Origin of the sequence: Bradyrhizobium sp. SUTN9-2, from assembly GCF_003122645.1 — a bacterium.
Classification (GTDB): Bacteria; Pseudomonadota; Alphaproteobacteria; order Rhizobiales; family Xanthobacteraceae; genus Bradyrhizobium; species Bradyrhizobium yuanmingense.
Map to the genome: position 1 here is coordinate 8,007,220 of NZ_LAXE01000001.1, position 14,665 is coordinate 8,021,884.

Below are 14,665 nucleotides of genomic sequence, written 5' to 3' on the forward strand. Positions count from 1 at the left end.
TTCTCCCGCAAGGGGAGAAGGAAAGAAAAAGGGCGGCCTTTCGGCCGCCCTTTCGCAATTCAAACAACGAGACCTTACTCCGCGGCCAGCTTCACGTCCGGGGCAGCCGCGCGCACCTCGGCGTCCACCTGTGCTTCGAACTTGGCAAAATTCTTCTGGAACATGCCGACCAGCGCGCGGGCGGTCTTGTCGAACTCGTCCTTGTCCTTCCAGGTATTGACCGGGTTGAGGATCTCGGCCGGCACGCCCGGCAGCGCGGTCGGGACCGCAAAGCCGAAATACTTGTCGGTGCGGAATTCGACGTTGCGAAGCGAGCCGTCGAGCGCGGCGGTGAGCAGCGCGCGCGTCACCTTGATCGGCATGCGCGAGCCGACACCATACTTGCCGCCGGTCCACCCGGTGTTGACCAGCCAGCAATCGACATTGTGCTGGGCGATGAGGTCGCGCAGCATGTTGCCGTAGACGGATGGATCGAGCGGCAGGAAGGGCGAGCCGAAGCAGGTCGAGAATTCCGGCTGCGGCTCGTTGCCGAGGCCGCGCTCGGTGCCGGCGACCTTGGCGGTGTAGCCGGACAGGAAGTGATACATCGCCTGCGCCGGCGAGAGCTTGGCGATCGGCGGCAGCACGCCGAAGGCGTCGGCGGCCAGCATCACCACGTTCTTCGGCTGCGGCGCGCGGCCGGTGCGCGAGGCGTTCGGGATGAAGTCGAGCGGATAGGCCGAACGCGTGTTCTCGGTCTTGGAGCCGTCGTCGAAATCGACGACGCGGGTGTCCTCATCGAGCACGCAGTTCTCGAGCACCGCGCCGAAGCGGGTCGAGGCGGCATAGATCTCCGGTTCGGCTTCCTGCGACAGCTTGATGCACTTGGCGTAGCAGCCGCCTTCGAAATTGAAGACGCCGTTCGGGCCCCAGCCGTGCTCGTCGTCGCCGATCAGCGTGCGGTTGGGATCGGCCGACAGCGTCGTCTTGCCGGTGCCCGACAGGCCGAAGAAGATCGCGGTGTCGCCCTTGGCGCCGACATTCGCCGAGCAGTGCATCGGCATCACACCGCGCTCGGGCAGATAATAATTCAGCGTCGTGAAGACCGACTTCTTCATCTCGCCGGCATAATAAGACCCGCCGATCAGGACGATCTTGCGGGCGAAATCGATCGCGACCACGTTCTCCGAGCGGCAGCCATGGCGTTTAGGATCGGCGCGGAAGCTCGGCATGTCGATGATGGTGAGCTCCGGCACGAAGGTCGGCAGCTCGATCGCCTCGGGGCGGATCAGCAGCGTGCGGATGAACAGCGAGTGCCAGGCGAGCTCGGTGAAGACGCGCGTCTTGATCCGGTAGGCCGGGTCGGCGCCGCCATAGAGGTCCTGCGCGAACAGGCGCTTGCCTTCGGCGTGCTTGAGGAAATCCTGGTAGAGCGTCTCGAATTGCTCTGCGGTGATCGACTGGTTGCCGGCCCACCACATCTTCTTGTCGGTGGTGGCGTCGCGCACCGTGAACTTGTCCTTCGGGCTGCGCCCGGTGAACTCGCCGGTGTCGGCGCAGAGCGCGCCGTCGGCGGAGAGCACCGCCTCACCCGCTGCCAGCGAGTATTGATAGAGTTGTGGCGCACCCAGATTCCAGTGAACCTGCTTGAGATTCTTTAAGCCGAATTTGTCGGCGCCGAAGGCACCGTTGCGCACGCCCGTCTCTTGCACGAAAAATCCCTCCTAGAACCCGCGACATCAAGCGCGGCCAAGTTTGGCGCCGTCGCGATCACCGTGAATATGGGCCGTTCGGCCTCGGCTGAACGACCTAATAATGATGAACGCCGGCGTTGCCAAGCTGATCCCGCAGGATTTGGTTTATTCAAGGACCGCGCCAAACGCCGCGCATGTCAGCTCTGAAAGGCCGCATTGAGAATGTGCGGATGATCGCGCAACCAAATGCACATCTGCGCGTTATGTCCGGTTATTGCGACGCACAATCACTGCGTCAACACCCCTATCTTACCTCGCCCTCTCCGATCAACGCGAACGGTCCCCACATCGCGGGATAAGCGTTGCGCGGCGACGAGGCGTCGTCGAGATAGGTTAACATCGCGCGGCGCAAGGCTTCGGCGCGGCCGAGCTTTGGCTCGTTCTTCAGCAGCTCGAACGTCGACGTGGTCAAGCGGGTCGCAGCCTCCGAATCCACGGCCCAATGCGACACCAGGAGCGCGCGAGCACCTGCGTAGAAGAACGAGCGCGCCAATCCCGACAACGCCTCGGCACCGGGCTTGTCGCCCGCGATGGTGTTGCAGGCGGACAGCACAACCCAATCGGCATTGAGCTTGAGCTGGGCCACTTCGCTCGCGGTGAGAAGACCATCGTCGAGCTCCGTCGGCTGGTCGGGGATGGAGAGCGCCAGCGAGGGCTCCCCCAATCCCTTGACATCGCCGGCGACGAGGCCGTGGGTGGCAAAGTAGATGATGCCGTATTGGGCAAGCGCTGCACGCTTGAGCGTCGTTTCGCTGGCGTCGCGGCCGAGATGGATGTCAGCCTCGGCAGCGCCGACGTCCCTCGCCACCGCGTTCAATTCGTCGGCGGTATCGGGCAGCTGCGGCAGCGCCTGGGCCAGCCGCGCACGATCCACGCCTGCGCCGCGCCAGAAGTCGGCATAGGCGATCGTCGCGATGTTGCGTGCGGCGACCTTGCCGTTCGCGGCACGCCGGTCGGCAGGCCCTTCGGCTGCAGGGTTGAACACGGGATCGCCGAAACCGGTCATCGGCTTGACGCTTTGATCCCTGCGGGCAAAAGCGCGCAGCGATTTCAGGCTGATCACTGACGGCAGGACCGAAACGGCCTGACGCCGCAGCAGCCAGGCAGCACTGCGATAGCCCTCGAGCCGGTCCGGGATCGCAGCCTGTGGCTTCTCCGTGACCAGCAGATGAAACGGCATTGCGGTCAATGCCGCCGACGGCACGACCAGCAGGTTGCGCTTGTCCTTGGTCAGCGCCTCAACCGGGCCGAGCAGCGCGACATAGAGCTCGTTGGCAAGACCGAGGTCGAACAATCCCGATTTGCCGGATGCTTCGCGCGCCTTGCCGACATCGAGCCCCCTGCGGAAGGCCGTGACCTTCTGTGCGACCGCGTCCGCTCCGAGCGGAATCTCCTTCCAGTCGACGCTCTCGCCCGTGATCGCGACGACATAGCTCCGCCTGTCGACGACGGAATAGACCACCATCGCCTCGTCGGACGCCAGCAGCGGCTGGATGTCCTTGACGGTCAGCGGCAGCGGGTTGGATAGCGAGGAATAGTCGGGAAACTCGACGGCGAGCGTCTTCTGCAATCCATTGCGCGCGCCCGCGATCGCCGCGATCCGCACGCGGCTGCGCTGCTCGGCCGCGACGTCGCGCTGCGCCGATGGCTTCGACACTGCAGCGATGATCGCCTTGTCGAGCGCTTCGGACTCGGCCGCGAGATCCTGATCCTTGCGCACGAGCTCGGCGAGCCGGTCGCTGCCGGCGGCGAGCCGCACCGCGAGCTTGTTCACGGCAGAAGCGGCAGAGGATTGCGTGCCGCGCTGGATCGCAGCGAGCGCATCGTCGAGCGCCTTCTCGCTCGCCAGCAGCGATTGCTGCCGTGCCGCGAATAGGATCGGCAGCACGACGCGCAGCTGCGCACGATTGGCCGCGAGCGTCTTCTGCGCCAACGGCAAGGCATCCGCCGTCCGCCCCGTCGCCTGCAGAAAGTCGGCAAGATTGCTCGTCGAAGTCGCAACATCAGGGTGATCCGGCCCGAGCGCGCGTTCGCGGATCGCCAGCGCGCGACGATACAGCGGCTCGGCATCGGCAAAACGCTGCTGGTGCTGGTAGAGCCCGGCGAGATTATTGAGCGAGCGCGCGACGTCGGGGTGTTCAGGCCCCAGCACCTTTTCGCGGATCGCGAGCGAGCGCTTGATCGGCGCTTCGGCACCGGCGTCGCGATTGAGGTCGCGCTCGACCTGTCCGATGTTGTTCAGGACCGTGGCGACCGCGGGATGCTCGGGACCGGCAGCCTTCTGATAGATCGCGAGCGCACGGCGGAACAGTGGCTCGGCATCGGCCGGACGCTGCTGCTTGGCGTAGAGCGTGGCGATATTGTTGAGGGATTGACCGACGTCGGGATGCTCGCGCGGCAGCGCCTTCTCGCGCACGGCAAGTGCACGCTTGAACAGCGGCTCGGCCTCTGCGAAGCGACCCTGCCGCTGATAGAGCGCGGCAAGATTGGTCAGCTCGGCCGCAACCAGGGCGTTGTCGGAGCCGAGCGATTTTTCCATGAGTGCGATCGCGCGCTTGTAGAGCGGCTCAGCCAGATCGTCCCGTCCCTGACCGGCATGGACCTGGCCGAGATTGTTCAACGCGCCCGAGAGATCGCGGCCGTTGTCCTTCTCCAGGCTGGCGACCATCGCCTGCGCCAACGGCAGCGCTTCCGAATATTTTCCGGCACCGATGAGCGCGGTGAGCCGCGCGCTCTCGGCGGCGAGACCTTTCTGCGCAAGGGCTGGCGTGGCGAGCAAGGTGGTGATGGCGAGCGCGAGAGCCGCCGTCCATGCCAAACGTTGACGCGTCATGACCCCTCTCGCTGCGAGCCCGAAAACCATCACGGTCATGGGTCGCGGCGATCGGTAGCCGCGTTCAAGCGGTTGCGCCCTGGTCCACCTTCGTGCGCGCTTCGCCAGCGAGGCGAACCAGCATCTTGCGAAGCGCCGTGCCATCCGTCACCCGCTCCGGGAAGTCCAGCCGCAGCGTTGCCTGGCCGACCTGCATGTCGAGGCCTTCAGGATCACAGCCGGTACAGCGCCAGTCGCCCTCGGTGGCGCCGAGCAGCTTCGTGGCATAAAGATTGAGGGCGTCGCGATGGTCGGCGTTCATGTGCTCGACGGCGCCCTCCTCCGCCGCCAGCAGGTCCTCGGCGCCGGTGAGGTCCGTCAGGAATTGCTCCGGCTTGAGGTCGACGATCCGGCCAAAGCCGGCGACCAGATGTGTTCCCGTGGGCCGGATCCGGAAGAAGGAGAAATCCTTAAAAGAAACAAAGCCTTCTGCCGAGGGATGAGCACTCAGATACCGTCGCTGGAGCAGATCCTTGTTGGAATCGGCCTCCTCGGCCCGGCCGGACAGCATGATCCGGGCGCCTTCCAGGGGATCCCCGGCCGCGCGCTCGTCCAGCATCAGCGAGACCCTGGAGTCCGCGAGGACGTTCTTGGTGTGCACGGCGAGGCGCGAGATCAGCAGGATCGGCGAGCCGTCGGGATGGCTGGCCAGATTGACCAGGGAACAATAGGGATCGCCGTTGCCGACCATCAGCGTCGCCAGAGCCCCCTGCCGGGACCGCCTCAGCAGCGATTTGGCGAGCTTTGCGGGGTCGAAATTGGGGGTCGGTTGCATTGGCTTTCTCGGCTCAGGTGGTTGCAAGGAGGGCCTTTTTTCGGGTAAACGGGGGCCCGGTTATGGGTCGAGATGCGGCGAATCTGCCGTGTTTCGTGGAACTTGGTCACACTTCAGCCCAGCTTGCATTGCTCGGTGACAAGGTTCGAACGCCACTTCGGCACCCATGTATGCGGCGCATCACTGATTGCTCGCCGTTTCAAGCCACGACCCAAACGGAAAGCAGAAAGCAGAGAGGCTCATGCCCACAATCGCTTTGGTCGACGACGACCGCAACATTCTCACATCCGTCTCGATCGCGCTGGAAGCCGAAGGCTACCGTATCATGACCTACACCGACGGCGCTTCCGCGCTCGACGGTTTCCGCACCACCCAGCCCGATCTCGCCATCCTCGACATCAAGATGCCGCGCATGGACGGCATGGAGACGCTGCGCCGTCTCAGGCAAAAGTCCGACCTGCCGGTGATCTTCCTCACCTCCAAGGACGAGGAGATCGACGAGCTGTTCGGCCTCAAGATGGGCGCCGACGACTTCATCCGCAAACCGTTCTCGCAGCGTTTGCTGGTCGAGCGCGTCAAGGCGGTGCTGCGGCGCTCGGCGCCGAAGGATCCGACCGTCGCGCCGAAGGAGAACGACGCCAAGGCGCTCGACCGCGGTCTGCTGCGCATGGACCCCGAGCGCCATACCTGCACCTGGAAGAACGAGCCGGTGACGCTCACCGTGACCGAATTCCTCATCCTGCAGGCGCTCGCGACCCGGCCCGGCGTGGTGAAGAGCCGCAACGCGCTGATGGACGCCGCCTATGACGACCAGGTCTATGTCGACGACCGCACCATCGACAGCCACATCAAGCGGCTGCGCAAGAAGTTCAAGGTGGTCGACAACGAGTTCGAGATGATCGAGACGCTCTACGGCGTCGGCTACCGTTTCAAGGAAGCCTGAGGGCGCCTCCTCCACGGCGATCGAGAGCATCTCCGGTTCTCGTTCCATCGGGACGAGGATCGCTCTAGGATGCGGGGACCTTCGCACGGGCCGTCCTAACGCGGGCGTAAGCATTGCTTGACCGAACGCAGCCTGACCCTAACCAGAGCGCCGGGGATATCGCATCCGACGGCGTTCAGGAGCACGTTGCCGACAACAAGCCGCAGGGCTTCCGGCCGCTGAACTGGTTGAAACGCGCCGGGCAGTTCTTCTTCGCGCTGTCCTTCTCGAGCCTGACCCGCCGCATCGTCTCGCTCAACCTCGCCGGCCTCGTCGCGCTTGTGGCGAGCATCCTGTACCTGTCGCAATTCCGTGCCGGCCTGATCGACGCCCGCGCCCAGAGCCTGCTGGTGCAGGCCGAGATCATCGCCGGGGCGATCGCGGCCTCTGCCACGGTGCAGACCAACGCCATCACCATCGATCCCGACCGGCTGCTCGACCTCAAGCCGGGCGAGACCTATGGCGGCTCGGACGAGTATTCGCCGCTGGACTTCCCGATCAATCCGGAGCGCGTCGCGCCGGTGCTGCGCACCTTGATCTCGCCGACCAAGACGCGCGCCCGTATCTACGATCCGAACGGCAGCCTGCTGCTCGACAGCCGCAACCTCGAAAACGTTCTGCGCTTTCCGCTGCCTCCGCCGGCCGAGCAACCCGGCATCATCGAGCGTGGCAAGGTCGCGGTGCGCACCTGGCTGAACCGCGGCGACCTGCCGCTCTATCGCGAGCTCGGGCCCGAGAACGGCAACGGCTATGCCGAAGTGGGCGACGCCCTCCAGGGCCAGAAACGCTCGATGGTGCGGGTCAATGCACGCGGCGAGGTGATCGTCTCGGTCGCCGTCCCCGTGCTGCGCTCGCGTGCGATCCACGGCGCCTTGATGCTGTCGACGCAAGGCGACGACATCGACCAGATGGTCACCGCCGAGCGCCTCGCCATCCTGAAGGTCGGCGGCGTCGCCGCCGCCGTCATGATCATGCTGTCACTGCTGCTGGCGAGCACGATCGCAGGTCCAGTGCGCCGGCTCGCCGACAGCGCCGAACGCGTCCGCCGCCGCATCAAGGCCCGCATCGAGATTCCCGATTTCACCCGCCGCCGCGACGAGATCGGCCACCTCTCCGGCGCGCTGCGCGACATGACCAGCGCGCTCTACAGCCGCATCGAGGCGATCGAGATGTTCGCTGCCGACGTTGCCCATGAATTGAAGAACCCGCTGACCTCGCTGCGCTCGGCGGTCGAGACGCTGCCGCTGGCGCGCAACGAGAACAGCCGCGCCCGCCTGCTCGAGGTGATCGAGCACGACGTCAAGCGGCTCGACCGGCTGATCTCCGACATCTCCGACGCCAGCCGCCTCGATGCCGAGCTGCAGCGCCAGGATATGATCCCGGTCGATTTGCGCCGGCTGCTGACGACGCTGGTGTCCGTCGCCAACGAAACCAAGCTCGGCCACGACGTCGCGGTCGAAACGCGCTTCGAGGGCCGCAGCCCGACCGACACCTTCGCCGTGAGCGGCCACGATTCCCGGCTCGGACAGGTCGTCTCCAACCTGCTCTCCAACGCGCAATCCTTCTCCGAACGCGGCAGCAAGGTGCGCCTCACCTGCCGCCGCGTTCGCTCCGAGATCGAGATCGTGGTCGACGACGACGGCCCCGGCATTCGCGAGGACGCGCTCGAGCGCATCTTCGAGCGCTTCTACACCGACCGCCCGCATCAGGGCTTTGGCCAGAACTCCGGCCTCGGCCTGTCGATCTCCAAGCAGATCGTCGACGCCCATGGCGGACGGATCTGGGCGGAGAACCGCCCTGGCCCGCCGGACGCCGACGGCACTCCGACAATTGCCGGTGCGCGCTTCGTGGTCAGGCTGCCGGCGCTATGAACGAAGGCGGGCCCAGCGTTCACGCCTCTGCCGTCAAGGTCGGGCCTTACGCCGTGCTGATCCGCGGGCCCTCGGGGTCCGGCAAATCGCGGCTTGCCTTCGATCTAATCATGGCGGGGCGCTCAGGCGTCGTGGAAAGGGCCGTTCTGGTCGGTGACGACCGTGTCCATCTGGCGACACTCGGCCACGAAATTGAGGTCCGCCCCGCGCCTCGCCTGGCGGGCCTGATCGAGATCCGGGGCCTCGGAATCCGCCGCTGCGACTTCGTGGAGCATGCGACTGTCGGTCTCGTGGTCGATCTGGCCGCAGTCGACGCGGAGCGCCTGCCGCCGGCTGAAGCCCTTAAAACCAGCATTTTTGGTGTCGAAATACCGCGAATCCCTCTTGCCCGCGACTATTCGCCCCTTCCCCTGGTTGTTGCGGCCTTGACCACTACCAAGAGTTCATCTTCCGTTAACCCATCAGGCGATTGTTTGAAGGGAAATGGTAACCATATGAACCCCACTATCGCGACCGAATAGACCGGCGCAGCTCCCCTCATCCATCCGTCTAGATTCAGGGAGATACGCAACATCCCCTCTTGCGCGGGGGCTCTGGATGGTCAAAGTGGCGCGTTCGTGCGGTGCACCAAAAGCGCCCGCGAGGAGTTTTCCGATGATTGGTCTAGTACTTGTGACCCACGGGCGCCTTGCCGACGAATTCAAGGCAGCGCTTGAGCATGTCATGGGCCCACAAAAGCAAATCGAAGCGATCACGATCGGCGCCGAAGATGATTCCGATCTCTGCCGAAGCGACATCATCGAGGCGGTCAACCGCGTCGATTCCGGCGACGGCGTTGCGATCCTCACCGACATGTTCGGCGGCACGCCGTCGAACCTGGCAATATCCTGCATGAGCCGGCCCAAGGTCGAAGTGCTCGCGGGCATCAACCTGCCCATGCTGGTCAAGCTTGCCAAGGTGCGCGAGGAGCGACCGCTGCCCGACGCGATCGCGATGGCGCAGGAAGCTGGCCGCAAATACGTCACCATCGCCAGCCGGGTGCTCGCCGGCAAATGAGCGAGGAGGCGCCACAAGCCGCGACCGGCGTGCCCGCGGGCGCGATCTCCAAGGATCTCCTGATCATCAACAAGCGCGGCCTGCATGCGCGCGCCTCGGCGAAATTCGTCCAGGCGGTCGAGCGCTTCGATGCGCAGGTGTGGGTGACGCGCGGCGGCGAGACCGTCGGCGGCACCTCGATCATGGGCTTGATGATGCTCGCCGCGGGTCCCGGCACGACGATCACGGTGGCGGCGGCAGGGACCGACGCCGAAGCCGCGCTCGCGGCGATCACGGAGCTCGTTGAAAGCAAGTTCAACGAGGAAGGGGTTTAGGCCCTTCTCTCACCACGCGGCCAGGTGCGCTCCCTCGCCCCGTACTTGCGGGAGAGGTGAAGAAATCACTTCCCCGGCGGCGCGAAGTAGATGTTCCAGCTCATCGACGGGCCGGCCTTGCCGTTGGTGAAGCGGCGCGTTGTCATCACGATGCGCTCGGCGTTGGGCGCAACCTCCGACACCCATTTCTCGAACGCGGGCAGGCGGCCGTCGGTCGGATCGAACACGCCGATGAAGCCGTACTTCCTGGCGTCGTCGCGCGAGGTCAGTCCGGAATCCCAGGCCTCCAACGGCAGCAGCGCGGACGGATGATCCGGGCTGTAGAACACCAGCGGCTGGATCTGCTCCATCGTGCCGGCAACGACGGCCCAGCGCGAGCCGAAGCGGGTGTGCCAGGCCTGGGTCAATTCGCGCGCGAGCTCCGAGCGCGCGCCATAGATCTGGGCATTGCCGGCATTGGCCGCCATCTCGCGCGCGGCGATCCAGGGCGAAGCGGCGAGCGTCGCGGCGCTGAGCACGAGCCAGATCGCAGCGATGTTGAACAGCGCGGCGCTCTGCACGCGCAGCGTCGGGATCGCGACCAGTGCGAGCGGCACCAGGAAGAACAGCGAGATGCCCCAATCCGTCTTCATGTAGATGCTGAAGGCGAGCGCCCCGAGCGGCGGGCCGACTGCGACGATGGCCTGGACGATCCAGACATTCAGCGCCTGCGAGACATTGACCCCTGCATTGGCGCCACGCGCCCAGGCGCGCGTGACGATGCGCAACGGCGCAGCCAGCAGCAATCTGCCCCATGGCGGCACCAGCGCCATGGCCAGCGCCGCGAGCGCCACCGGCAATGCCAGCAGCGCGAAGTTGTGCAGCACATAGCCCGCGACGAGCTGATGCACCTGGGCCTTGTCCTGAAGGCTGTAGGTGTCGCCGGCATAGGTCAGCGGCACGAAATGCGCATCCGCCAGCCAGACGAGGTGCGGGATCATCGCCGCGACCATCGTGGCAATCGCGACCCACGGCGCGGGCGACGACAGGAAGCGCAACCGGTCGGGATGGATCAGCGCGGCGAGGCCGATCGCGCCGATCATGGTCAGCACCCAATATTTGGTCATCAGCGCCAGCGCGCCGGCAAGCCCGAGCAGGATTCCGGATTGCCAGCTCCGCTTCTCGAAGGCGTTGAGATAAGCGAGCACCAGGAGCGGCAGCGTGACGAGCTGCAGCAGGTCCGGGTTGTACTTGAAGCCCTTGAAATTGAAGATCGGGTAGAGCGCGATCATCACCACGACCAGGAACGCGCGGCGCGCATCCACCACGCGCAAGGCGATCAGCCAGCAGATCACCATGCCGACGCTCACCGTCGTCATCGCCAGCGCATAGGTCGCCCAGTCCGCCGCCGGGAGCGCCTTGAACCAGAGGCCGGCCACCCAGCCCGACAACGGCGGGTGCTTGCCATAGCCCCAGAGGAATTTCTGGCCCCAGCCCCAGGCTTCTGCGACGTCCATATGAACGTCCTGCGCCGCCTTCAGATTGATCAGGATGAAGGTCCAGAGCACCGCATGCAGGATGGCAAATTGGATCACCAGCCACAGGCGCGCCTCGGGGCGGACCGCACAGGCAACCAGGAAGGCCCGGAAGCGGTTGTAACTCAAGCGGGTCTTTGCCCGCGCTCCGGCAGTGGGAAGAGAGGTCGTGGACATGGCCGTGCGTAGCGCGTTTTGGCCCGTCATGGAATCAGCTTGGCGTGAACAAAGGCCCTGAAAATACAGCAATATGGTTGCCGCACGGGGATGTGAGTGGTATCCCGCGCCCATGACGACCGTCCCCATTTCCAACATCCGCAATTTCTCCATCGTCGCCCATATCGACCATGGCAAATCGACGCTGGCCGACCGCCTGATCCAGATGACCGGCGGCCTCTCCGACCGCGAGATGGCGGGCAAGGAACAGGTGCTCGATTCCATGGACATCGAGCGCGAGCGCGGCATCACGATCAAGGCGCAGACGGTGCGCCTCGCCTACCGCGCCAAGGACGGCAAGGACTACATCTTCAACCTGATGGACACGCCCGGCCATGTCGACTTCGCTTACGAGGTCTCGCGGTCGCTGGCGGCCTGCGAGGGTTCCCTGCTTGTGGTCGACGCCAGCCAGGGCGTCGAGGCGCAGACGCTCGCCAACGTCTACCAGGCGCTCGACAACAATCACGAGATCGTCCCGGTCCTGAACAAGGTCGACCTGCCCGCGGCGGAGCCCGAGAAGGTCAAGCAGCAGATCGAGGACGTCATCGGCATCGACGCCTCGGACGCGGTGATGATCTCGGCCAAGACCGGCCTCGGCATTCCTGATGTGCTGGAAGCCATCGTCACCCGCCTGCCGCCGCCGAAGGGCGACCGCGACGCGACCTTGAAGGCGCTCTTGGTCGACAGCTGGTACGACGTCTATCTCGGCGTCGTCGTGCTGGTGCGCATCGTCGATGGCACGATGAAGAAGGGCCAGCGCGTGCGCATGATGGGCACGGGCGCGGCCTATGACGTCGAGCGCGTCGGCTTCTTCACGCCGAAGATGCAGCAGGTCGAGGAGCTCGGCCCCGGCGAGATCGGCTTCATCACCGCCGCGATCAAGGAGGTCGCCGACACCCGCGTCGGCGACACCATCACCGACGACAGGAAGCCGGTCGCCGAGATGCTGCCGGGCTTCAAGCCGGCGATCCCGGTGGTGTTCTGCGGCCTGTTCCCGGTCGACGCCGACGATTTCGAGACGCTGCGCGCGGCGATGGGCAAGCTGCGCCTCAACGACGCCAGCTTCTCGTTCGAGATGGAGACGTCGGCCGCGCTCGGCTTCGGATTCCGCTGCGGCTTCCTCGGGCTGCTGCACCTCGAGATCATCCAGGAGCGGCTGTCGCGCGAATTCGATCTCAACCTGATCGCGACCGCGCCGAGCGTCATCTACAAGATGAAGCTCACCGACGGCCAGGAGATCGAGATCCACAATCCCGTCGACATGCCTGATGTCGTCAAGATCGCCGAGATCGACGAGCCCTGGATCGAGGCGACGATCCTAACGCCCGACGAATATCTCGGCAGCGTCTTGAAGCTGTGCCAGGACCGCCGCGGCGCGCAGAAGGAGCTCACTTACGTCGGCTCCCGCGCCATGGTGAAGTACGACCTGCCGCTCAACGAGGTCGTGTTCGACTTCTACGACCGCCTCAAATCGGTCTCCAAGGGCTACGCCTCGTTCGACTATCACCTCACCGACTACAAGCCGGCCGATCTCGTCAAGATGCAGATCCTGGTCAATGCCGAGCCGGTCGATGCGCTCTCGATGCTGGTCCACCGCACCCGCGCGGAGGGGCGCGGCCGTGCCATGGTCGAGAAGATGAAGGAGCTGATCCCGCCGCATATGTTCCAGATCCCGATCCAGGCGGCGATCGGCGGCAAGGTGATCGCCCGCGAGACGGTGCGCGCGCTGCGCAAGGACGTCACCGCGAAATGCTACGGCGGCGACATCACGCGTAAGCGCAAGCTTCTGGAGAAGCAGAAGGAAGGCAAGAAGAAGATGCGGCAGTTCGGCAAGGTCGACATCCCGCAGGAAGCTTTTATTGCCGCGCTGAAGGTCGACAGCTGAGGCGAGGCTCGGGACGGGCCAGCCGGGTCGCCGGGGCCGGCAAACAGGCGCTCTCCCGACGGCAAACAAAAAAGTGCGAAAACAACCCCATGCACAGTAGCCGCCCTCTTGGCGGCATTGTGCTTTTTCGATTTTACGAAGTCGGTTTGACCCGTCGGGCAAAACAGGGGTATGGTGGCATCATCGAACGCTTGCCTCTCAGCCGTGTATCTATTCCTCGCCCCTCTTCGCGATCCTGATGCCCTCGATGATCCGGTCGCTCGGGTGCAACACGACGCGATCACCTGCAGCTAGTCCGGAGAGAACTTCGGCCACGCGGTTATTCCGGTGGCCGATGCGGACCGGGACGGTTCTTGCACGGCCGTTCTCGTCGGCGAAAACCGCCCATTGGTCGCCTTTTCGGAACAAAGCGCTCACCGGCACGGTCAGCGACTCGGTCGCGCTCCATGTCGTCACGTGAACGATAACACGATAGTCGTGCCCGAGCGTGCCCCACTTCTCGGGCGGGTCGGTGAAATCGATGGTCACGCGGACCCGCTGCTCCTCGGTGCCGAGTGCGGAGACTTTCAGGAAACCGGCCGGGTCGACCCGGACCACCTTTCCCGCGATGGGCTGACCGCCCCAGCCATCGATCCGGACCGGCGCGCCGACCTTGATCTGGACCGCGTCAGTCGAGAGCAGGTCGGCCACGACCTCGAGATCGAACGGGTCGCCGATATCAACCAGCGGCGTCCCGGGCAGAACCGTCGTCTCGCTGTCCTGGATGATCTTCAATACCCGTCCGCTTGTCGGCGCCAGCACACGGATGCAGCAGGTCGGCTCCGCGGGAGGGATAGCGCTTGCCGGGTCCATCAGCCGGGCCGCCAGGCTGGTCCGCACTGCGCGGCGCATCTCGACCTGGGCCTTGGCACCTCTCAGGGCGGCCTCGTTGGTGGCGACCTCGAATTTCGCCTTGTCGTAGGCCTGGGCCGAGGTGGATTGCGTCCGCAACAGCGTCTGCACCCGCTGGAACTCGGTCCGCGAAAAATCCAGCGCGGCTTCGATCCGCTGCACTTCAGCTTCCTGCTGCTGGATCGCGGCGTCTGCGGCCAGGACCTCCGCCTGCAGCTGATCGCGCGATCGCGCATCGATGAAGCCGGGCAGCGTCGGTTGCATCAGGGCGACGGTCTGGTTAGCGACGACGTCGTCGCCGACATGGAGCGAAGGCCCCTGCTCGCCGAGCGGATGCGAGATTCTCAAGACCTTGCCCGCGATCGGCGCCGACACCGTGTAGACGTGGCGCACGCGGGTCTTGCCGTCGTCGTCCGCCGTGACCTCGATCGCCCCCTTCGCGACGGTCGCGAGATCGACCAGAACCGGTCGGGGCCAGGCGAACCAAGCGAGCCCTGCGAGGATCGCAGCAGCGAGCGCGGCGCCGATGATGCGTTTGGTCCAGTTGGCGGGCATG

At 65.1% G+C, this 14,665-nt stretch carries 11 protein-coding genes; 6 read left to right on the forward strand and 5 right to left on the reverse strand.

The window, feature by feature from the left end:
* Positions 1-74: 74 nt before the first annotated feature.
* The 3 genes from XF30_RS37220 to XF30_RS37230 form a co-directional block, all read right to left on the reverse strand.
* Positions 75-1,691 carry a phosphoenolpyruvate carboxykinase gene (locus XF30_RS37220; RefSeq protein WP_109145474.1) on the reverse strand — a complete coding sequence of 539 codons (1,617 nt, stop codon included), beginning with the start codon at positions 1,689-1,691 and terminating at the stop codon, positions 75-77.
* A 286-nt stretch (positions 1,692-1,977) separates the two neighbouring features.
* Positions 1,978-4,566, reverse strand: coding sequence for a CHAT domain-containing tetratricopeptide repeat protein (locus tag XF30_RS37225; RefSeq protein WP_192893368.1), 2,589 nt, complete (start codon positions 4,564-4,566; stop codon positions 1,978-1,980).
* Between the two features lie 64 nt (positions 4,567-4,630).
* Positions 4,631-5,380: a HugZ family pyridoxamine 5'-phosphate oxidase gene (locus XF30_RS37230; RefSeq protein WP_036026441.1), complete on the reverse strand. Its 750-nt coding sequence runs from the start codon at positions 5,378-5,380 to the stop codon at positions 4,631-4,633.
* A gap of 241 nt (positions 5,381-5,621) precedes the next feature.
* Here XF30_RS37230 and XF30_RS37235 point away from each other — a divergent pair, with 241 nt between their 5' ends.
* The 5 genes from XF30_RS37235 (at position 5,622) to XF30_RS37255 (ending at position 9,603) form a co-directional block, all read left to right on the forward strand.
* On the forward strand, positions 5,622-6,323 hold the full coding sequence (locus XF30_RS37235) for a response regulator transcription factor (protein WP_008542552.1): 702 nt from the start codon (positions 5,622-5,624) through the stop codon (positions 6,321-6,323).
* A gap of 113 nt (positions 6,324-6,436) precedes the next feature.
* A complete protein-coding gene (locus XF30_RS37240) occupies positions 6,437-8,233 on the forward strand; it encodes a sensor histidine kinase (RefSeq protein WP_192893369.1) in 1,797 nt (598 codons plus the stop codon).
* Positions 8,230-8,754, forward strand: a complete 525-nt coding sequence (locus XF30_RS37245; RefSeq protein WP_109145475.1) for an HPr kinase/phosphorylase — start codon at positions 8,230-8,232, stop codon at positions 8,752-8,754. Before XF30_RS37240 ends, XF30_RS37245 begins: the two co-directional genes overlap by 4 nt.
* 133 nt (positions 8,755-8,887) lie before the next feature.
* Positions 8,888-9,289, forward strand: a complete 402-nt coding sequence (locus XF30_RS37250) for a PTS sugar transporter subunit IIA (RefSeq protein ID WP_007597752.1) — start codon at positions 8,888-8,890, stop codon at positions 9,287-9,289.
* Positions 9,286-9,603 (forward strand): HPr family phosphocarrier protein, encoded by a 318-nt coding sequence (locus XF30_RS37255; RefSeq protein WP_036014186.1) that lies wholly within the window; start codon positions 9,286-9,288, stop codon positions 9,601-9,603. Before XF30_RS37250 ends, XF30_RS37255 begins: the two co-directional genes overlap by 4 nt.
* A gap of 65 nt (positions 9,604-9,668) precedes the next feature.
* Here XF30_RS37255 and XF30_RS37260 read toward each other — a convergent pair whose 3' ends face one another.
* Positions 9,669-11,294, reverse strand: a complete 1,626-nt coding sequence (locus XF30_RS37260) for a glycosyltransferase family 39 protein (RefSeq protein ID WP_109145476.1) — start codon at positions 11,292-11,294, stop codon at positions 9,669-9,671.
* Positions 11,295-11,406: 112 nt separating this feature from the next.
* Between XF30_RS37260 and lepA the strand changes: the two genes are divergently transcribed.
* Positions 11,407-13,218, forward strand: a complete 1,812-nt coding sequence (gene lepA / locus XF30_RS37265; protein ID WP_036041840.1) for a translation elongation factor 4 — start codon at positions 11,407-11,409, stop codon at positions 13,216-13,218.
* 210 nt (positions 13,219-13,428) lie between these two features.
* On the opposite strand, the gene XF30_RS37270 is transcribed toward lepA, so the two are convergent.
* On the reverse strand, positions 13,429-14,664 hold the full coding sequence (locus XF30_RS37270; protein WP_109145477.1) for an efflux RND transporter periplasmic adaptor subunit: 1,236 nt from the start codon (positions 14,662-14,664) through the stop codon (positions 13,429-13,431).
* Between the last annotated feature and the right edge of the window lies 1 nt (position 14,665).